Below are 19,832 nucleotides of genomic sequence, written 5' to 3'. Positions count from 1 at the left end.
ATCTCGTCCGCGCGCGTCACCGGTTCCGGAAAACACCTGGCGTCCCACATCTTGACCCCTTCGAACCGCGCGGTTTAGCGTTCCCGCGTTCGGTAGCGATTGAAACGATTCAATCCATGTGAACTTCTCTGGGGTGCACTCATGTACGACGAATCCGTCCCGCAACGTGGCGGGATGTCCCGGCGCACGGTCCTGGCCGCGGCGGTGACCGCGGGAACCGCGGCCGCCCTCGGCGCCGCCTCACCCGGTGCCGCCGCGAGCCCCGCAGCCGGCGCCGCCGCGACCTCCGCGGCCAAAGGCGCCGCACCGGCCGCCGACTGGTTCGCCGCCCCCGCCCGGTCGGTGCGCCCGAAGTTCCGGTGGTGGTGGCCGGACGGTCTCGTGGACCCGGACGAGATAGCCCGCGAGATCGACCAGATCGCGGACGCGGGCTTCGGCGGAGCCGAGATCGCCGCCGTGCACCACAGCATCAAGGGCAAGTCGCTGCTCGACACCGCCCGGCACGGCTGGGGCGGCGGACCCTGGCGCGACGGCGTCGAGGCGGCCCTGCGCCGGGCGGCCAGACGCGGCCTCACCGTGGACATCACCCTCGGCCCGAGCTGGCCCGCGGCCGTCCCCGGCGTCACCCCCGACGACGAGGCGGCGGCCCAGGAACTCGTCCACGGCCGGGTCCCGCTGGCCGGCGGCGCCACCTACCGCGGACCGGTCCCCCCGCCCGCGCACGAAGCGGCCCCCGGCGTCACCCGTGAGCACCTCGTCGCCGTCCAGGCGGCCCGGGTGGACACCGCCAACTCCACCCGCAAGGAGACCGGGCTCGACCCCGACAGCGTCCGCGACCTGACCGGCACCGTCACCGACGGCACCCTGGAGTGGACCGCGCCCGACGAGGGCGACTGGGTGCTGATCTCGTACTGGCGGCGCGGCTCGGGACAGCAGCCCGAATCCGGCCCCCACACCGCCCCCGCCGCCTACGTGGTCGACCACCTCGGTAAGGCCGGCACCGACGCCGTCACCGGTTTCTGGGACCGCCACATCCTCACCGGCTCCCTGCGGAGCCTGCTCCGGGCCGCGGGCGGTGCCTTCTTCGAGGACTCCGTGGAACTGGAGACCGACGGACTGGTCTGGACGCGGCGGCTGCCGGAGGAGTTCGAGAAGCGCACGGGTCGCCCCCTGCTGCCCCACCTGCCCGCCGTCGTCCTCGACGACAGCAACCAGGTGTTCGCCTTCGACGCCCAGCTGACCCGGCAGATCCGGCACGACTTCTGGGCCACCGTGTCCGACCTGTTCAACCGCCACCACGTGCGCGCCCTCAGGGACTGGGCGCACGGCCTCGGCATGACCCTGCGCGCCCAGCCCTACGGCCTGCAGACCGACTCCATCGCCTCCGCCGCGATCCTCGACATCGCCGAGGGCGAGTCCCTCGGCTTCAAGAACCTCGACGACTACCGCTGCCTGGCCGGCGGCCGGGACATGGCGGGGCACACCGTGCTCTCCTGCGAGTCGGGCGCCTACAACGGCTCCGCCTACAGCACCACCTGGGACCGCGTGCTGCGCACCATGGGCGGCGCGTACGCGGCCGGCGTCAACCAGACCGTCCTGCACGGCTTCTCCTACGCGAAGGCCCCGGAGTCGCAGTGGCCGGGCTTCGCCGCCTTCAGCCCCTACAACGGCACCGCCGGCTACAGCGAGTCCTGGGGTCCCCGGCAGCCCACCTGGCGGCATGCCGAGGACGTCTCCGGCTACCTCGGCCGCGTCCACCAGGTCCTCCAGGCCGGTACGGTCCGCGCGGACGTCGCCGTCTTCCGGCAGACCGGCTACTCCGCCACCGGCATCGGCGCCTCCTGGTTCACCTCGACCGGTGTCCCGCTCGGATGGACCCACCAGTTCCTCAGCGGCCCGTTGCTCGACCTGCCGAACGCCAAGGTGTCCGGCGGCCGGCTCGCCCCGGACGGCCCGGCCTACAAGGCCCTGTTCGTCGAGGGCGACTTCTTCTACGGCTCCACCCCCACCCTCGCCCTGGCCGACGCCCGCAAGCTGCTCCGCTTCGCCGAGGCCGGGCTGCCCACGGTGTTCCTCGGCGCCTTCGACCAGGCGCTCACGCCGGGCGTCCCTGAGTCCGGGGAGACGGAGCGGCTGCGGGACGTCCTGGCCCGCCTGCTCGCCCTGCCCAACGTGGTCCGGGTCACCGACAAGACGGCGGTCGGCGACGCGCTCGCGTCCCTCGGCGTCACCCCCGACGTCCGTTACTCCACCGCCTCCACGCTCCTCAACGCCCACCGGGTGACGGACCAGGCGGACTTCTACTACCTGTGCAACGGCAAGCACGCCGAGACCGTCAAGCCGCCCGTCGCCGCGATCGACCACGAGGTCACCCTGCGCCGCACCCGCGGCGGCGCGTTCGTGCCCTACCTCCTCGACCCCTGGACGGGCAGGGTCGAACGCGCCGCGCGGTACACGGCGCAGGGCGACGAGGTCACCCTGCGCGTCGCGCTGCGGCCCGGCCAGACCACGATCGTGGCGCTGGGACGGCCGGGGCTCTTCGGGGACCGCAACGGCAACCGTCCGCACGCCGTCTCCTCGGACGCCGACGAGGTGCTGTTCACCCGTGGCGGGCTCACCGTGCGGGCCGGCGCCGGGGGCACGTACAGGACCCGGCTGTCGCAGGGCCGCACGGTCACCACCACCCTCCCGGACGTGCCCGCCGCGATCGAGCCGGAGCGCTGGCACCTCGACGTGGAGGACTGGTTCCCCGGCGCCGACGCGACCCGGACCGAGACCGTGCGCCGCGGCGTCGACCTCGACACCCTGCTGCCCTGGTCGCGCATCCCCGAACTGGCGGACTCGGCAGGCGTCGGCACGTACCGCACCACCGTCGTGCTCCCGGACGACTGGACCTCCTCCCACGGCGCCGTGCTGGACCTGGGGCAGGTCAGCGACACCTTCCGGGTGACGGTCAACGGGCGGGCCGCGGGCCCCGCCGACCGCCTGTGCCCCGTCATCGACGTCGGTCCGCTGCTGCGGCGGGGCGAGAACACCCTCGAGATCGAGGTGGCGACACCGCTCGTCAACCGCCTGCGGACGACCCGCCCGGAGGTCTTCGGCGGGGTCGCCCGCCAGGACCACGGACTCGTGGGCCCGGTCCGCCTGGTGCCGTACGCCCAGACCACCCTCTGATTGAACGTTTCAACCCTACTGATTCCGGCCGGGGCCGCCCGGTCGTGAGACAGCCGCCGCGCGGACGGTGCCCACGCCCGTCCGCGCGGCGGCATGCCCGCGTGCACCCGAATCGTGCACGTCATAGGGGCACTTGTAGCCTCCTTGCGCATCCTGTGAGAACCCTTGACGCTCGCTGCGGCGGCGCTTAGCGTCTGCGCCGAGTCGAGTAAAACGATTCAACTCCCTTTGGTCTCCCCGTTCCTGACCCACCCGCCGCCGTTGCCAGTGAAGGGAGCCCCGTGCCATGCCCGCGTCCTCCGGCAGGCCCGCCCCGTCCAGACGTCAGATCCTGTTCACCGCGTCCGCCGCGACCGCCGCGGCGGTGACGGCCCCCTCGTCCCCGGCCGCCGCGGCACCCGCCTCCGCACCGGCGTCCGTACCCGCACCGGCGTCCATGCCCGCCGGGCGGGCCGGCGCGACCGGCCCGGAGCCGGCGCTGGACGAGTTCGCACTCTCCGAGGTCCGGCTGCTCGAGAGCCCGTTCCTCGCCAACATGCGCCGCACCTGCGCCTATCTGCTCTTCGTCGACACCGACCGGCTGCTGCACACCTTCCGCCTGAACGTCGGCCTGCCGTCGTCGGCGGAGCCCTGCGGCGGCTGGGAGGCCCCCACCGTCCAGCTGCGCGGCCACACCACCGGGCACCTGCTCAGCGCCCTGGCCCAGGCCCACGCGGCCACCGGTGACCGCGCCTACGCGGACAAGGCCCGCGCGCTCGTCTCGGCGCTCGCCGAGTGCCAGCGGGCGGCACCGTCGGCCGGCTTCCACCGGGGCTACCTCTCCGCGTTCCCGGAGACGGTCTTCGACCAGCTGGAAGCCGGCGGGAAGCCGTGGGCGCCCTACTACACGCTGCACAAGATCATGGCCGGCCTGCTGGACCAGTACCGGCTGGCCGGTGACGCGCAGGCCCTGGACGTCCTGCTGGAGATGGCCGCCTGGGCCGAGGCCCGCACCGCGCCGCTGTCCCACGAGCGGATGCAGAGCGTGCTGAAGGTCGAGTTCGGCGGCATGAACGACGTCCTCACCCGGCTGTACCTGGTGACCGGCGACCCGGCGCACCTGCGCACCGCCCGGCGCTTCGACCACGACGAGCTGTACGCGCCGCTGGCCGCCGGCCGCGACGAACTCGCCGGCCGCCACGCCAACACGGAGATCGCCAAGGTGGTCGGCGCCGTGCCGGGCTACGAGGCCACCGGCGAACGACGCTACCTGGACATCGCCGACACCTTCTGGACCACCGTCGTACGCGACCACTCGTACGCCATCGGAGGCAACTCCGACAAGGAACTCTTCGGCCCTCCCGGCGAGATCGTCAGCCGGCTCTCGACGGTCACCTGCGAGAACTGCAACAGCTACAACATGCTCAAGCTCGGCCGCCACCTCTTCCGCCACCGCCCCGAGCGCGCCGACTACCTGGACCACTACGAGTGGACCCTCTACAACCAGATGCTCGCCGAGCAGGACCCCGACTCCGAGCACGGCTTCGTCACCTACTACACGGGGCTGTGGGCGGGCTCGCGGCGGGAGCCCAAGGGCGGGCTGGGCGCCGCCCCCGGCAGCTACAGCGGGGACTACGACAACTTCTCCTGTGACCACGGCACCGGCCTGGAGACGCACACCAAGTTCGCCGACACCATCTACTTCCGCTCCCGCGGCACCCGCCGGCCCGAGCTGTACGTCAACCTGTTCATCCCCTCCGAAGTGCGCTGGGAGCAGACGGGTGTGACGCTTCGTCAGGAGACGGAGTACCCCGCGGGCGACCGCACCCGCCTCACCGTCACCGCCGGACAGGCGCGCTTCACCCTGCGGATCCGCGTCCCCGCCTGGGTCGCCGACGCCGACGGGCGGCGGGCCGTGCTGAAGGTCAACGGCCGGACCGCCGGGACGCGGCCCGCGGCGGGCGGCTACGCCGCCGTCACCCGCCACTGGCGCACCGGGGACACCGTGGAACTCGTCCTGCCGCGCGTCCCCGTCTGGCGCCCGGCGCCCGACAACCCGCAGGTGGCATCGTTGTCCTACGGTCCGCTGGTGCTGGCCGGCGCATACGGCGACACCGGCCTCGCGACCCTCCCCGTCATCCGCCCCGACACCCTGCGCCGCACCCCCGGCGAGAAGACCGCGTTCACTGCGGTCGCGGACGGCGGCCGCGTCGCCCTGCGCCCCTTCCACGAGGTCCACCACCAGAACTACAACGTGTACTGGGCGGTCACACCGCGCCGCACACCCTCGCGGGACGTCGCCCACTACCCCCTCGACGAGGGCGGCGGCACCTCGGCCGCGGACCGCACCGGGACCTTCGCCGACGCCGCCCTCGCCGGCGGCGCCGCCTGGAGCTACGAAGACGGCGTGCCCGCGGTGACCCTCGACGGGCGCGACGGCCACGTCGCGCTGCCCGCCGGACTGCCCGGCGGCCTCGACGAGCTGACCGTGGCGGTACGCGTCCGGGTGGACGCCCTCGCGCCCTCCGCGCGCGTCTTCGACCTCGGCTACCACAAGGACACCTACCTCTTCCTCGCCGCGACCACGGGCGCAGGCCGCGCCCGCGCGGCCCTGAAGATCTCCGGCATGGAGCGGGAGGACGTCGTCGACGCCACCGGCCCGCTGCCGACCGGCCGGTGGGTCCACGTGGCACTCACCCTCGGCGGCGGCACCGGAGTGCTCTACGTCGACGGAGCCGAAGCGGGCCGCAACCCGGCCATGGTGGCCAGCCCCCTCCTCCTCGGCCGCACCAGCCGCAACTTCCTCGGCCGCTCGCAGAACAGCACCCACCCCTGCCTGCGCGGGGCCGTCCGCGACTTCCGGCTGCGCAACCGGGCCCTGACCGCCGACGAGGTGCGCCGCCTCGCCCAGGGCTGAGCGGCACCCCGCGCCCACGGTCCCGCCCGCCCCCATCACCCACTCCAGGAGCTCCGCCATGTCCGAAGACGTGCCCCCCGAACGCCCCGACGGCCCCGACGGCGCCCTCTCCAGACGCCGGTTCGTGACCGCCGCGGGCGCCACCGGCGCCCTGGTCGCCGTCGGCCTCCCCGAGGCCGCCTCCGCCGCGTCCGCCGCCTCCGCCGACGGAGCGGCGAAGACCGCCGCGGGACCCGGCCGGGACGCCTTCTCGCCCCGGCGCTTCGCCGACCCGCGCCGCGACAGCCGCCCCACCGTCTACTGGTACTGGAACGGCCCCGTCACCCCCGACCTCGTGGACCGCCAGATGGCGGACCTCCGGGACAAGGGCATGTACGAGGTCGTCCTCTTCTCCTTCGACAACGCCGAGATGAGCCCGGTGTTCTTCACCGAGGAGTGGTTCGACATCGTGGGCCACGTCCTGCGCACCGCCGAACGCACCGGCATGCGCGTGTGGCTGTTCAACGACGACCACTTCCCCAGCGGACGTGCGGGGGAGTTCATCGTCAAGGGCGGACAGGTCGGCGACCGCACCTACGCCCCCCGGCCCGACCTGCGCCTGAAGGCACTGGCCCGCTCCACCACCGTGGTGCGCGGCCCGGCCGCCGTCGACCTGCGCCGCAGCACCGGAGTCGGGGTCGAGGCGGGGCGCCTGGTGGCCGACGCCGCCGTGCTCCACGGCGCCACCGTCCTGCGCGACAGCGCCGGCTGGACCGACTACACCGTCACCGGCAGCGCCAAGGCCGAGCACGGCGCGGCCGGTCTCGTCGTCCGCGGCTCGGCCGACGGACGCTCCGGGTACGCCGTCACCTTCGACCAGACCGGCGTGACCACCGTCCACCGGCTGGCCCCCGGCACGGAACCCGCCGAGCTGCTGCGCAGCACCCGCACCGACGGCTTCAACAAGACCAAGTTCCACACCCTGCGGGTCACCGTCCGCGCCGACACGGTGTCCGTCACCCTCGACGGCCGGGACAAGGGCACAGTCCGGGACTCCGCCCACGCCACGGGCGGCGCCGGCGTGCGTGCCGTCGACGACCAGCGCGCCCTCTGGGAGAACCTCACCGTCGAGGGCGCCGACGGCACCGTCCTGTACGACGCGGCCTTCGACGACCCCGCCGCCGCCCGGGACTTCCCCGAGAAGGAGCTGCCGGCCGGGGAGTTCACGGTCGCCGCCGCGGCCGCACGCCCCGTGGGCGCGGCCGACGTCACCGACCTCACCGGCCGGCTGACCGGCGACCACACCTGGCAGGTGCCGGCGGGGGAGTGGCAGGTGGACCTCTTCGGCGGGGTCCTCCTCGTCGACGACTCCCAGGGATACAGCCGCAGTTACGTCGACCTGCTCGACGACGAACCGGTCGAGCTGTTCCTCGACATCGTCCCCGCCGAGTACCACCGCCGCTTCGGACGGTACTTCGGCACCGTCGTCCCCGGCTTCTGGGACGACGAGCCCTTCTTCGCCTCCGCCGAGGCCCACTTCAAGCGCCTGCCGTGGTCGCCCTCCCTCGAAGGGGCCCTGCGCGCCGTCGGCGTCACCCCCGGCGCCGCCTACGCCGCCGCCTTCGACGACCTCGGCCGCACGGGCCGCACCGTCCGCGGCCGTTACTGGCAGGCCGTCTCCGACCGCTTCGCCAAGGCCTTCGAGAAGCAGGCCCGGCTGTACGACGAGTGGGGCGTCGCCCTCATCACCAATCCGCTCTACGACGAGACCGCCCCCGCCAAGCGCATCGTCACCACCGGCGACCTGCACAAGGTCCACCAGTGGGCGCAGGTGCCCGGCGGCGACATCATCACCGCCGAGTACCAGCCAGGCGAGCCCACCATGATCCCCCGCAACCCGGTCTCCGTCGCCCACCAGATGGGCCGCGAACGGGCCCTGCTGGAGATGTTCGGCAACATGGGCTGGCAGGTCACCCCCGCCTTCGTGCGCGCGACCGTGGGCGCGCAGGCGGCCCGCGGCGTCAACCTGACGGTGCTGCACGCGCTGTGGACCGACGAGACCCGCGTGTACTTCCCGCCGCCGTTCGGCCCGCGCGCACCCTGGTGGTGGGCGATGCGCCCGCTCGCCGAGTGGATCGGACGGCTCATGGAGGCCGGCCGCGGCACCTCCGCCGCCCGCACCGCGCTGCTGCAACCGCAGCGCGCCGCCGAGCAGGTGACCGGCACCGACCGGCAGGGCGAGGTCGACGGCCCGCTCGCCGACGCCGCCTACGCCCTGGAACGCTCCCAGGTCGACTTCGACCTGCTGCACGAGGGCGCCCTCACCGGCGACCCGGCCCTGCGGGCCCACGCCGACGTCCGGGGAGGCCGGCTCGTGGTCGGCCACGCCGCCTACGACCTGGTGGTCGTCCCCGGGACGCCGACCCTGGCCGCGGACGGACTGCGGGTGCTGCGCGCGTTCGTCCGCGCGGGCGGCACCGTGATCGCGGTGGGCGCCCTGGACACCGACGAGGCCGACGGCAGCGACCGCACCCTCGCCCACGGCCTGCGCGACCTCTTCGGCGACCGCGTTCCCGGCAGCCGGACCCTCGGGCGCGGCCGCGCCGTACGCGTCGCGGACACCGGCGCGCTGGGCGCCGCCGTGACCGGCGCCGGGGCGGCCGCCGCCGTCCTCGACCCGCCCCGGGACGCCGTCCGGGTGCTGCGGGTACGGCAGGGCGCGGATACCGTCTTCCTGATCAACAACGAGAGCGGCGAACGGGTCCGGACCGTCGCCGCCCTGCCCGCCGCCGGCGTGCCCCGGATCTGGGACCCGGAGACCGGCACCGGCGGCCCGGCACCGCTGTACCGGAGCACCAAGGACGGCGTACGGCTCCCACTGGACCTGGAGCCGTACCGGAGCCTGGTCGTCGTGGTGAGCCCCGGCGTCCGGCACGAGCCCCACCTCACGGACTCGCCCCTGCCGGTCCTGGCCGTGGAACGCCGTGGAACGGTGCTCAGGGCCACCGTGGAGGCCGCCGAGCCCGGCACCCACACCCTCACCGGCACCGACGGCGGCCACCCGTACCGGGGCACCGTACACGTCGACGACCCGCTCGAACCGGTCCCGGTGACCGGCGACTGGACGTTCGCCTTCGCCCGCGACGGCGCCACCCCCGTCACCGCGCCGCTGGGCAGCTGGACCGCGCACGACCCGCTGTTCTCCGGCAGCGGCACCTACACCACCACCGTCGACGTCGACGCCGGCCGGCTGCGCGGACGCCGCGTCCTGCTGGACCTCGGGGACGTGCGCGACGTCGCGGAGGTCACCGTCAACGGCACCGCGCTGCCGCCGCTGCTGTGGGCGCCGTTCGTCGCCGATGTCACCGGGCGGCTGCGCCCCGGCCGCAACACCCTGAGCGTGCGCGTCTCCAACACGCTGTCCAACGAGCGCAAGAAGCCGCTGCCGTCCGGCCTGCTCGGCCCCGTGACCCTGCGGTTCCGGCACCGCGTCACGGCCGAACTGCGCCGCGTCTGAATCCCGTTCCGGCACCTCGACGGTCCCGCGCGCCGACACCGCACGGTCCCCGGTCCGCGCGGCCGGGCAGGCCCTCCGGCCGCGGGACCGTAAGGAACCCCGCTCCCGGGGCCGCGAAGACATCCGGTTCCGGGGCCGTGAAGACGTCTGGTTCCGAGGCCGCGAGAACACCTGGTCCCGGGACCGCGAAAAACCGCGGTCCCGGAACCGGGCGGTGATCCCCGTCCCCGTCCCCGATCCGTCCCACCCACACCCGGCAGGAAGCCACATGCCCACATCGCACCCGCACCGCAGACCCGGGTGGTCCGCCGCCTTGGCCGCGGCCACCGCCTTCGCGACCGTGCTGGCCGGCGCGGTCACCGCCGACGCCGCCACCGGCGACGTCTCCCCGGCCCGGCTGCGCACCCAGCACCTCACCCAGGCCCTCGGCATCGACGACACCACCCCCGAACTCAGCTGGGAGATCGACGCCGGACACCCCGGCGCCCGGCAGTCCGCCTACCGGGTGCAGGCCGCCACCTCACCCCGGCTGCTCGACTCCTCCCGCCCCGACCTGTGGGATTCCGGCCGCGTCGACTCGGCCGTGCCCACCACCACGTACGACGGGAAGGAACTGGGGTCCCGCACCCGCGTCTACTGGCGCGTCATGCTCTGGTCCGGGCCCGGACACAGGCACGGCGGCTGGAGCCGCACCGCCGTCTTCGAGACCGGCCTGACGAAGCGCTCGGACTGGGGAGCCGACTGGATCACCCACCCCGACTGGCGGCTGAGCGGGCGCACGGCCGAACCCGTCGTCGTGAAGCTCCCCAGGACCACCGCCCGCTACGTCCGCCTGGACGTCACCCGGCTCGGCCTGCCGCTCGCCGAGTCCTTCCCCGACCGCACCTGGCGGCTCCAGCTCGGCGAGATCGACCTCCGCGACTCCACCACCTCCGCCACCGGCCTCGCCCGCGGCGCCGCGGTCACCGCGTCCGAGAGCGACACGCTGCGCAAGACCTGGGAACCCGCGCTGGCGGTGGACGGCCTGCCCAACAGCGCCCTGCAGACCGCGGCCGGCTACGCGAGCGCCCCGCACACCGGCCCGGACGTCTCCGCCGCCCCGGTCACCCTCACGCTCGACCTGAAGTCGGTGAAGACCTTCGACGAACTGGCGCTGTACCCGCGCGCCGACGTCCTCACCGACGACGGACGCGTCCCCAACTTCCCAGTCGACTACGCCGTCTCCTCCGCCGACGGCGCGTCCGGCCCGTTCACCGAGCTCACCCGGGTCACCGGCCAGCGGCCGCCCGCCCCGTACCTGCCGGCCGGACTGCCGCTGCTCGCCGACGACTTCACCCTCCCCAAGGCGGTGCGCAGCGCCCGCCTCTACATCGCCGGCCTCGGCGTCTACGACGCCACCATCAACGGCGAACCGGTGGGCGACGCGGTCCTCGAACCGGCCAACACCGACTACGCCGAGCGCGTCCAGTACGCCACCTACGACGTCACCGAGCGCCTGCGGACCGGCGCCAACACCATCGGCGTGGCCCTGGGCAACGGCATGTCCAACGTGGTCAGCACCGCCGACCGCTACCGCAAGCTCTACGGCAACCTGTCCGACCCCAAGCTGATCGCCCGGCTGGAGGTCACCCTGGCCGACGGCCGGGTCCGCACCCTCACCAGCGGGGACGACTGGCGCACCACCCTCGGGCCCACCACCTCCTCGAACTGGTACGGCGGCGAGGACTACGACGCCCGCCGGGAGATCCCCCGCTGGGACGAGCCCGCCGGCGACCACTCCGACTGGCGGCGGGCGGCCGTGGTGGCGGGCCCCGGCACCGCCGAACGGCCCGCCGCGCTCAGCGCCCGCGAGACGGAGCCCATCCGGATCGTCGAGACCCTCGAGGGCCGCGAGGTGGACGGCGCCGAGGGCAGCCGCGTCTTCGACCTCGGCCGCAACATCGCCGGCTGGCCGGAGATCACCGTGAACGCCCCCGAGGGCACCGAGATCCGGGTCCACCCGGCGGAGAGCCTGAAGGACGGCCGCGCCTTCCAGTCCCTCAGCAACGTCGGCGCCCCCCTGTGGGACTCCTACACCGCCCGGGGCCGCGGCGACGAGACCTGGCACCCGCGCTTCAGCTACCACGGCTTCCGCTACCTCGACCTGAGGGGCGTGCCCGAGGGCGCGACGGTGAGCGTGCGCGGGCACGTCCTGCGCACCGACAACACCTCCGCCGGTGACTTCACCAGCTCCGACCCGCTGATCAACGACATCCACGCGCTGATCCGCCGCTCCATCGAGGGCAACATGATGAGCGTCCTCACCGACTGCCCGAGCCGCGAGAAGCTGGGCTGGCTGGAACAGAACCAGCTGGTCTTCCCGGCGCTCGCCGGCAACTACGACATGCGGGCGTATCTGCGCAAGATCGTCCGGGACATGGCGGACGCGCAGACCACCGAGGGGCTGATCCCGAGCACGGTCCCGGAGTACACCAGCCTGCCCGGCGGCTACCGCAACGACTCCAACTGGGGCGGCGCCTTCGTCCTCGTCCCCTGGCAGCTCTACACCACCTACGGCGACGAGGAGACCCTGCGGACGTACTACCCGCGCATGCGGCAGTACGCGGCCTTCCTGGAGACCCAGGTCAAGGACGGCATCCTCGACTACGGCCTCGGCGACTGGTTCACGCCCGACCGGACCTTCCCGCGCGCCGTGGCCGGCACCTACGGCTACTGGCGGGTCGCCGACGCCCTCGGCCGCATCGCCGGCGTCCTCGGCGACGAGGCGGCCGCGGACGAGTACCGCGCCAAGGCCGACGCGAGCGCGAAGGCCCTGTCCGCGAAGTACTACGACGCCACCACCGGCACCTTCGGCGGCGGCGGTCACGGCGCCGAGGCGCTCGCCCTGGACATGGGCGCCCACCCGGCGGGGGAGCGGGACCGCCTGCTCACCCACTTCACCACCGCGGTCGAGGAGGCGGGCCACCACCTGATCCTGGGCGAGATCTCCCTGCCCGCCGCCTTCCGGGTCCTCAGCGGGGCGGGGCGCGACGACATCGTGCACGCCATCGCCACGCAGACCACCAGCCCCAGCTACGGCTACCAGGTACGCGCCGGCAACACCACCCTCGGCGAGTCCTGGGACGGCGGCCCCGGCCAGTCGCAGAACCACTTCATGCTCGGCGCCATCGACTCCTGGTTCACCACCCGGGTCGCCGGCATCTCCCAGACCGCCGACTCGGTCGGTTACGTCGAACTGCTGATCGACCCGGCCGTCGAGGGCGACATGACCTCGGCGTCGGGCTCCTACCGGACGCCGTACGGCATCGCCCGCAGCGACTGGGAGCGGACGGACGGCCGCTTCCGGCTGACCGTGGACGTCCCCGCCGGCAGCACCGCCGAGGTGCACGTCCCCGCGGCCGGCGGACGGGCCGGGGCACCGAAGGGAGCGCGCCTGCTGCGCACGTCCGGGGAGGAGGCCGTGTACCAGGTGGGTTCGGGGCACTGGACCTTCCGCTCGGCCCCGCCGCGGTCCTGAGCGACGGCTCCTCCCGCCGGGCGGCGACGACAGCGCGTCGCAGCCGCCCGGCGGTTCGGCTGAACGGGCGGACCGCCGCGCACGTTGAAGAAGGGCGGACGGCCTCACGCGCGTGACCCCGGCGCCGGCCCTCCACGTTCCGCCGGCCGACGCGAGGAGTGCACGATGACGAGCACCGCCCGCCTGAGCGGCCGGCCGGCCGGTCACCAACCGCTCGTGCTGGGCCTGTTCCGCATCGTCCTCGGCCTGCTGTTCACCGGCGAGGGCGTCGCCGCGGTCTTCTCCGGGCCGGGCGCCCTGTCCCTGACGGGCCTGCTCCGCCCCGGCGGCACCACCCCCGACCCGCCCGGGGACACGGCGCCGGAACCCGCGTCGAGGCAGTCGCGTGACCCGGCCGGACCGGCGTGACCGAGGCGGACGACCACGTACCCCGTCCGGGGCAAGGAGAGGACCGCCGGCGTGCCACCGCGCGGTGGCACGGTGTAACAGTTCTTTATGATCTGCAGACGAAACACCCCAAAGGGTTCGGTACGCAGCGCGCACACGAGTCGGATCGGGACCGCCGTGGTCGTCATGACCGCCGCGATCGCCCTCGGTACGACCGCCGAGGCGACGGCGTCCCCGTCGGCTCGCCGGGCGACCGACTGGGACGCCATCGCCGCGTGCGAGTCCAGTGGTGACTGGCAGGCGAACACCGGCAACGGCCACTACGGCGGCCTGCAGTTCGCGCAGTCGAGCTGGGTCGCGGCCGGCGGACTCCAGTACGCCCCGCGTGCGGACCTGGCGACCCGTGAGGAACAGATCGCCGTGGCCAGACGCCTGGCCCGGCTCCAGGGAATGTCGGCCTGGTCCTGCGCCTGACCCCCCGCCCCGCGGCGGGGGCGACGGCCGGGCCGGGGACGTCCCCCGCCGCGTGACGTCTCCCGCATGGAACACCCGGCTCATCTACAGTCCGCGCCGGGCACCCGCCGCCGGGCCCGTGACCCCGGCATCGTCATCGGACGCGCCGCCCCCGGGCCCTTGAACGCGATCACCGACGTGCCGGGCGTCCGCGTCGGCCGCACCACCGTCCGTCGACTCCCCGGCGTGCACAGCGGGGGCACCCCGCCACCCGCGTGGGCCCGGCCGCCTCACCGGTCCCGTCAGTCACGGGGACTGATGAGGAGCAGCGCGATGTCGTCGCCCGGAGTGGGGGCGTGGCGGATGAGGGTGTCGGCCATGGCGTCGAGGTCGGTCGGGTCCGCGCGTTCGAGGAGCCCGGCGAGGGCCGCGGTGGCGTCGTCGAGGTCCACTCCGGGAGCCTCGACGAGCCCGTCGGTGTAGAGGGCGAGCACACAGCCGGGCGGCAGGGGGATCTCCAGGGCCGGGTAGCGGGAGTCCGGCTCGATGCCGAGGAGGAGACCGGGCGGGACCGGGACGAGTTCGGTGTGTCCGTCGGCGTGACGGAGCAGGGGCGGTGGGTGGCCGGCGGTGGCCACGCACGCGCGGTGGGTGGACAGGCCGAGGTGGACGTAGAGGCAGCTGGTGAACAGGCCCGGCTCGAGGTCGGTGAGCAGGCGGTTGGTGCGGGCCAGGACCTGATCGGGGGCCGAGCCCACGGTGGCGTGGGAGTGGACGGCGGTGCGGACCTGCCCCATGAGCGCCGCGGCGTCCACGTTGTGGCCCTGCACGTCACCGATGGCGGCGCCGACGGTGTGTTCGTCGAGGCGGATGAGGTCGTAGAAGTCACCGCCGATCCCCAGGCCCCGGGCTGCCGGGAGGTAGCGTGCGGCGACCTTCAGGCCGGGGACGTGGGGCAGGGTGTGCGGCAGCAGGGCGGACTGCAGGCGGTGGGCGAGGTCGTGTTTGGTGTCGTAGAGGCGGGCGCGGTCCAGGGCCTGGCCGACCAGGCCGGCCAGGGAGGTGAGCACGGCGCGTTCGCCGGGCGGGAAGACGCGGGGCCTCCGGTAGGCGAGGAGGATGGAGCCGATGGGGCGGCCGGAGGCGATCATCGGCAGGAAGGCCCATGCCCCCATCCCGTCCTCGTGCACGGTCGCCGGGTAGGCGCGGTGGAGTTCGGTGAACGTCGTGAAGAAGCTCGGGACGCCGGAGGCCAGGACCTTGGTGGCGGGAATGTCCAGGCTCAGGGGGACGGCGTCGAAGCGGTCTATGACCTCGGCGCGGTAGCCGCGGTAACCGAGGATCTTCAGACGGCCGTCCTCGGAGGTCATCAGCACCATGCCCTGTGCGCCGAGGGCGGGCATGAACTGGTCGGCGGTCTGGTCGACCACGTCCCGCACGCCGACGGCCTCGGTCAGGGTGGCGGCCAGGTGCATCAGGTGGTACAGCAGGGTGGCGCGGCTGGGACCCGCGGTCGGCACGGGGGGCGACGCGGGAGCCCCCTCGGACGGGTCGGTGCCGGTGATGCGGACGCTGATGCCGGAGGGGTCCGGATACAGCTCGAAGGACAACCCCACGTCCGGGGGGCGCAGGACGGTGAACGCCTGCGGCTGACGGCTGACCAGCGCGGCCCGGTAGCGGTCCTCGACCTGGGGGACGTCCATCCACGGCAGCGCCTCCCACGGCAGGGCGCCCACCAGCTCGTCCGGATCGCGGCCGAGCAGGTCGGCGGCGGCGGGTGTGACGAAGGTGAAGCGGCCGTTCATGTCCAGCGCGCAGGACCCGCCGGGCAGACGGTCGATGAACGCCGTGTGCGCGACCGCCTCGTCGGGCGGGACGGTGCGCCCGGCCGGCTGCGGCACGGTCCGCGGCCGGCCGGCGGGCAGCAGCGGGTCGCCGCGGTCCACGGCCTGCTGGAGGAGACCGCCCAGGTGGTGGCAGCCCGACTCGATGGCATCGCGCTCGGCGCGGCTCAGCCGCGGCGGACGGTTCCCGGGCCACAGCAGCACCAGCCCGCCCCGGACCCCGTCGCCCGAAGTGACGGGGGCGGCCGACAGCGCGAAGTCGTACGGCAGCACGAGGGCCGGCCGCGGGTACCGGCGCGCCATCTCCTCCTGCCCGCAGATCCACACCAGGCGCCGCTCACGCACGGCGTCCGCCACCGGCATCGGGTCGGTCAGCGAGACCCGCCGCCACGGAGTCGTGAACTCGTGCGGGGCCCCCGCCACCATCACCAGCCACAGGGCGTCCTCGCCCGGCGACAGCACGTACAGCAGTCCGCCGTACGCGCCGCTCTCACGCACCACGGCAGCCATCGCGATTTCCATCAGCCGCCCACCCGGACCCCGCCGGCCTCCCCGTCGGCTGCCGGTGCGCCGCATGCGCGGTACCGGCTGCCGCGCACCACCGGCCCCGGCAAGGGTGCGTCACACCGGCCGCACCGAACATCGCCCATATACGGACAGTACGCCCAATGTGTCGCAAGGGCATCCAGATGCGGGAGCGGCGCGCGACGTGACCACCGGGACAGGAGCCCGTCGACGACGCGGCGAGTGCGTTCCGGAGGGGCCGGCGCCCCGCCTCACCCACGCGGTCGGGCCCACCGCGACCCGTCCGTACGGCGGACCCGCGGCCGCCGGGCGGCTCAGCGCGGGGGCACCCCGTGCCCGGAGAGCGTACCGACCGACAGGCCCGCCTCCCGGCAGCCGTTCACGATGCCGGGCAGGGCACCCAGCGCGGCCCGCCAGCAGTCCGGGGCCGACATCCGGTCCGAGTCGTGCAGGAGGACGGTGCCGCCCCCGCGCAGCCCGGCCGCGACGGCCGAACGCACCGACGCCGAGGTGGCCCCGGCCGTCCAGTCCCTGCCCCAGGCGGTCCACAGCACCGGCCGCAGGCCCGCCGTACGGGCGGCCGCCCAGCGCCCGGAGGTGAGGATGCCGTAGGGCGGGCGGTACCAGAGGGGGCGCCGGCCCGTCAGTTCCCGCACCGCGCCGGCCGCCCGCAGCAGGGCACGCGCCTCGTCCGCCGGGGCCGGCAGCCAGGGACGGTCGTGGCTCCAGCCGTGCACGGCCAGTTCGTGCCCGCGGCGGACGGTCTCGCGCACCACGGAGGGATGCCGTACGGCGGAGTCGCCCAGCACGAAGAAGGTCGCCCGGACCCCGAGTTCCTCCAGCGCGTCGAGGAAGCGCGGGGTGGACCCGGGGTCGGGCCCGTCGTCGAAGGTCAGGGCGACATGGGCGGGGTGCCCGGCCCCGGCGAGGCGCGGGAGACGACGGCGCACCACGGGCAGCCAGGTCGCGGCCGGGGCGATGTGCGCCGCGGCGACGGCGGCGACGGGAGCCAGCGCCACGGCCGCGCGCCGGGCGGGGGAGTGGGCGGGAGACGTGGACATCGGCTTCCGGCTCCTTTCCGTACGAGGCGGCCGCGGCGGCTACGACACCGGCCGGGGCACGTCGTCGCCCGGGTTCCGCGACGCCGCGTCCCAGTGCCCGGAGACCGACGGGGCGCGGGCCAGCCCCGCCGTCCCCGCCCCCATGAGCGCCACGCCGATCGCCGCGGGCACCACCCGCACACCGAGCGTGATCTGCTCCGCGAACAGCGCCCACCCCAGCGCCACGCTCGTCAGCGCGTCACCGAGGGTCAGGGCGGGCTGGGACGCCGCCAGCGTCCCGGCCCGGAACGCGCTCTGGAGCAACAGGAAGGCGACGGCTCCGGCGGCGGCGGTGGCGTACACGGGCCACGTCCCCAGCACGGCGCCCACCCCGTCCGGGATCCTGCCGGTCACCTCCTTGAGCAGCGCCGCCGTCAGGGAGAACGACACGGCGGACGCCAGCCCCAGCAGCCCCGCGCGCGGTGCGCCCCGCACCGCGCGGGCCGTCACCACCAGCGTCACCACGGCACCCAGTACCGCCCCCGCGGCCACGGTCCACCGCTCCGCGGAGGCCGTGGACCGGCCGGCGGCCGGAGCGACCGAGGTCAGGAACGCCGCCAGCCCGGCGGCCAGGGCGACGAACGCCAGCCAGGTCCTGCGGTCCGGACGACGGTGGAAGACCACGCTGCCGACGACGAGGGTGAACAACAGCTCGGCGGCCATCAGCGGCTGGACCAGCGCGAGACTGCCCACGCCCAGGGCCGCCGCCTGCAGGACGGTCGACAGCGCCAGCATCCCGGCCCCCGCGACCCAGTAGCGCCGCCGCAGCACCCGCCCGAGCCAGCGGACGGCCTGGCGCACGCCCGCGCCGCCCTCCGGCTCGTCCGCCGCGGCCCGCCGCTGCAGTACCGAGGCCGCGGCATTGGACAGTGCCGCCAGCAGGGCCAGGACGACGACCAGCACGACGCGACGCCGTTCAGCCGGACACGGCGGCGAGCCGCCGGTACGGGCCCGGCGCCGCGTCGGCCGGACCGGTGGGGGAAACGTGGGACATGGGCCTGCACCTCGGCTGCGGGGGCGAACGCCCGGGAGACCGCCGTCCGCGGCCGCCCCCGGCGTCCGGCGGGGAGGGAGACCCCGGAGTATCCCCGGTCCGGCCGCCGAAACGCGGGAAAGCGTGTTTCACCGGCGCGGTGGAAGGAGACACACCACCCCGTGCACTCACCGTCTCCGCGGCCCCGCCGGAACGCGCCGGCGGACGGCGGGCCGCGACTGCTGATCGTCAGCGCGAGCATGGGGGCCGGCCACGACACGGTGGCCCGCGAACTCGCTCGCCGCGCCCGGGAACAGGGCCACGACGCGCAGGTCGTGGACCTCCTGCGGCTGCTCCCGTACGGTCTCGGGGCCGGGCTGCGCCTCTTCTACCAGGCGTCGGTGCGGCACTTCCCCTGGGTGTACGCGGGCCTCTACCGCGCGCTGCTGCGCCCCGGCCCGCGGCACCGCCCCAGCGGCATCCCCCTCGCCCGGCTGGCGGGCCGCCGCCTGACGGAACTCGCGGAGCGCACGGGCGCCGGCGTGGTGGTCCCCGTCTTCCACCTGGCCGCCCAGCTGACCGGTCATCTGAGGGCCCGCGGGCGGCTGCGGTCCCCGAGCGCCGTCTTCATGACCGACTTCGCCGTCCACCGGCAGTGGCTCCATCCCGGCAACGACCTGTACCTCTGCCTCACCGACGACGCCGCGCGGGACGTGGGCCGGCGCGTCGCGGTGCCCGTCGAGGCGACCGGACCGGTCGTGGCACCGGGCTTCTTCGCGCCGGCCGCCGGAGCGGCGGAATGGCGGCGGCGCTTCGAGCGGTGCGCCCCCGGACGCCCGCCCGTCGTACTGTCCGCCGGCGCCTGGGGCGCGGCCTCGGAACTGGACCGGACCGCCCGGCTGCTCGCCGCCGAGGGTTTCCTCCCGATCGTGCTGTGCGGCCGCAACGAACGCCTGCGGGCCCGCCTGGCGGGGTTGCCGGGCACGCTCGTACCGGACTGGGTCACCGACATGCCCGGCCTGCTGCGCGCTGCCCGTGTCCTGGTCGACAACGCCGCCGGCCAGACCGCCGTACAGGCCCTGGCCGCCGGGCTGCCCGTGGTGGGCTACCGTCCGCTGCCCGGCCACGGCGCGGAGGGCGTGCGCCGGATGGCGGCGCTCGGCGTCTCGGAGATCGCCGTGGACGCCGCCGCGCTGCTGTGCGCGCTGCGGCGGCTGTCGGCGGACGGCGCCCACCGGGACCGCCGGATCGCCCGCGGGCGGGAGCTGTTCCGGGAGGACGTACTGGCCCGGGTGGCCGTACTCGCCCGCATGCCGCCCGTGTGATCCGGCGGATCCAATCGGAAGGCACCTTCGCGGCCGCCGCGGGAGCGGCTGCCCGTCGGGGCGTCCGCGGGGACGGTGCCGTCCCCGGCGACGCCCCGGGTCCGCCGCACGGGCGCCGGGCCGGAGGGCCGTCGTGCCGTCC

General features: G+C 74.7%; 10 protein-coding genes. 7 read left to right on the top strand and 3 right to left on the bottom strand.

The window, feature by feature from the left end; genetic code table 11:
• The first annotated feature begins 174 nt into the window (after window positions 1-174).
• The 6 genes from ACH5AO_RS14230 (at window position 175) to ACH5AO_RS14205 (ending at window position 13,944) form a co-directional block, all read left to right on the top strand.
• Complete coding sequence (locus tag ACH5AO_RS14230; RefSeq protein ID WP_398924532.1) at window positions 175-3,174, top strand: glycosyl hydrolase; 3,000 nt, start codon at window positions 175-177, stop codon at window positions 3,172-3,174.
• A 286-nt stretch (window positions 3,175-3,460) separates the two neighbouring features.
• Window positions 3,461-6,070 carry a beta-L-arabinofuranosidase domain-containing protein gene (locus ACH5AO_RS14225; RefSeq protein ID WP_398924531.1) on the top strand — a complete coding sequence of 870 codons (2,610 nt, stop codon included), beginning with the start codon at window positions 3,461-3,463 and terminating at the stop codon, window positions 6,068-6,070.
• Between the two features lie 58 nt (window positions 6,071-6,128).
• On the top strand, window positions 6,129-9,566 hold the full coding sequence (locus ACH5AO_RS14220; RefSeq protein WP_398924530.1) for a glycosylhydrolase-like jelly roll fold domain-containing protein: 3,438 nt from the start codon (window positions 6,129-6,131) through the stop codon (window positions 9,564-9,566).
• A 268-nt stretch (window positions 9,567-9,834) separates the two neighbouring features.
• On the top strand, window positions 9,835-13,083 hold the full coding sequence (locus ACH5AO_RS14215; protein WP_398924529.1) for a family 78 glycoside hydrolase catalytic domain: 3,249 nt from the start codon (window positions 9,835-9,837) through the stop codon (window positions 13,081-13,083).
• Between the two features lie 165 nt (window positions 13,084-13,248).
• On the top strand, window positions 13,249-13,491 hold the full coding sequence (locus ACH5AO_RS14210; RefSeq protein ID WP_398924528.1) for a hypothetical protein: 243 nt from the start codon (window positions 13,249-13,251) through the stop codon (window positions 13,489-13,491).
• An 87-nt stretch (window positions 13,492-13,578) separates the two neighbouring features.
• Window positions 13,579-13,944 carry a transglycosylase family protein gene (locus ACH5AO_RS14205; RefSeq protein WP_398924527.1) on the top strand — a complete coding sequence of 122 codons (366 nt, stop codon included), beginning with the start codon at window positions 13,579-13,581 and terminating at the stop codon, window positions 13,942-13,944.
• 281 nt (window positions 13,945-14,225) lie between these two features.
• Here the strand turns inward: ACH5AO_RS14205 and ACH5AO_RS14200 are convergent, their stop codons facing one another.
• The 3 genes from ACH5AO_RS14200 to ACH5AO_RS14190 all read right to left on the bottom strand — a co-directional run bounded on the left by ACH5AO_RS14200 (window position 14,226) and on the right by ACH5AO_RS14190 (window position 18,295).
• On the bottom strand, window positions 14,226-16,289 hold the full coding sequence (locus ACH5AO_RS14200) for a SpoIIE family protein phosphatase (RefSeq protein ID WP_398924525.1): 2,064 nt from the start codon (window positions 16,287-16,289) through the stop codon (window positions 14,226-14,228).
• Window positions 16,290-16,606: 317 nt separating this feature from the next.
• Complete coding sequence (locus tag ACH5AO_RS14195) at window positions 16,607-17,353, bottom strand: polysaccharide deacetylase family protein (protein WP_398924524.1); 747 nt, start codon at window positions 17,351-17,353, stop codon at window positions 16,607-16,609.
• Window positions 17,354-17,392: 39 nt separating this feature from the next.
• Window positions 17,393-18,295 (bottom strand): DMT family transporter, encoded by a 903-nt coding sequence (locus ACH5AO_RS14190; RefSeq protein ID WP_398924523.1) that lies wholly within the window; start codon window positions 18,293-18,295, stop codon window positions 17,393-17,395.
• A gap of 330 nt (window positions 18,296-18,625) precedes the next feature.
• On the opposite strand from ACH5AO_RS14190, the gene ACH5AO_RS14185 reads away from it, so the two are divergent.
• The gene (locus ACH5AO_RS14185; RefSeq protein ID WP_398924723.1) at window positions 18,626-19,690 is read left to right on the top strand and encodes a galactosyldiacylglycerol synthase; all 1,065 of its coding nucleotides are present in this window, start codon (window positions 18,626-18,628) and stop codon (window positions 19,688-19,690) included.
• Window positions 19,691-19,832: the final 142 nt, after the last annotated feature.

This window comes from Streptomyces sp. NPDC018964 (genome assembly GCF_044390325.1).
Lineage (GTDB): Bacteria > Actinomycetota > Actinomycetes > Streptomycetales > Streptomycetaceae > Streptomyces.
This window is presented reverse-complemented; position numbering and strand designations above follow the sequence as displayed.

Bases quoted from the DNA above. Each gene is read 5' to 3' on its own strand.
- ACH5AO_RS14230 (WP_398924532.1), top strand. From the start codon at position 175: ATGTCCCGGCGCACGGTCCTGGCCGCGGCGGTGACCGCGGGAACCGCG.
- ACH5AO_RS14225 (WP_398924531.1), top strand. From the start codon at position 3,461: ATGCCCGCGTCCTCCGGCAGGCCCGCCCCGTCCAGACGTCAGATCCTG.
- ACH5AO_RS14220 (WP_398924530.1), top strand. From the start codon at position 6,129: ATGTCCGAAGACGTGCCCCCCGAACGCCCCGACGGCCCCGACGGCGCC.
- ACH5AO_RS14215 (WP_398924529.1), top strand. From the start codon at position 9,835: ATGCCCACATCGCACCCGCACCGCAGACCCGGGTGGTCCGCCGCCTTG.
- ACH5AO_RS14210 (WP_398924528.1), top strand. From the start codon at position 13,249: ATGACGAGCACCGCCCGCCTGAGCGGCCGGCCGGCCGGTCACCAACCG.
- ACH5AO_RS14205 (WP_398924527.1), top strand. From the start codon at position 13,579: ATGATCTGCAGACGAAACACCCCAAAGGGTTCGGTACGCAGCGCGCAC.
- ACH5AO_RS14200 (WP_398924525.1), bottom strand. From the start codon at position 16,289: ATGGAAATCGCGATGGCTGCCGTGGTGCGTGAGAGCGGCGCGTACGGC.
- ACH5AO_RS14195 (WP_398924524.1), bottom strand. From the start codon at position 17,353: ATGTCCACGTCTCCCGCCCACTCCCCCGCCCGGCGCGCGGCCGTGGCG.
- ACH5AO_RS14185 (WP_398924723.1), top strand. From the start codon at position 18,626: ATGGGGGCCGGCCACGACACGGTGGCCCGCGAACTCGCTCGCCGCGCC.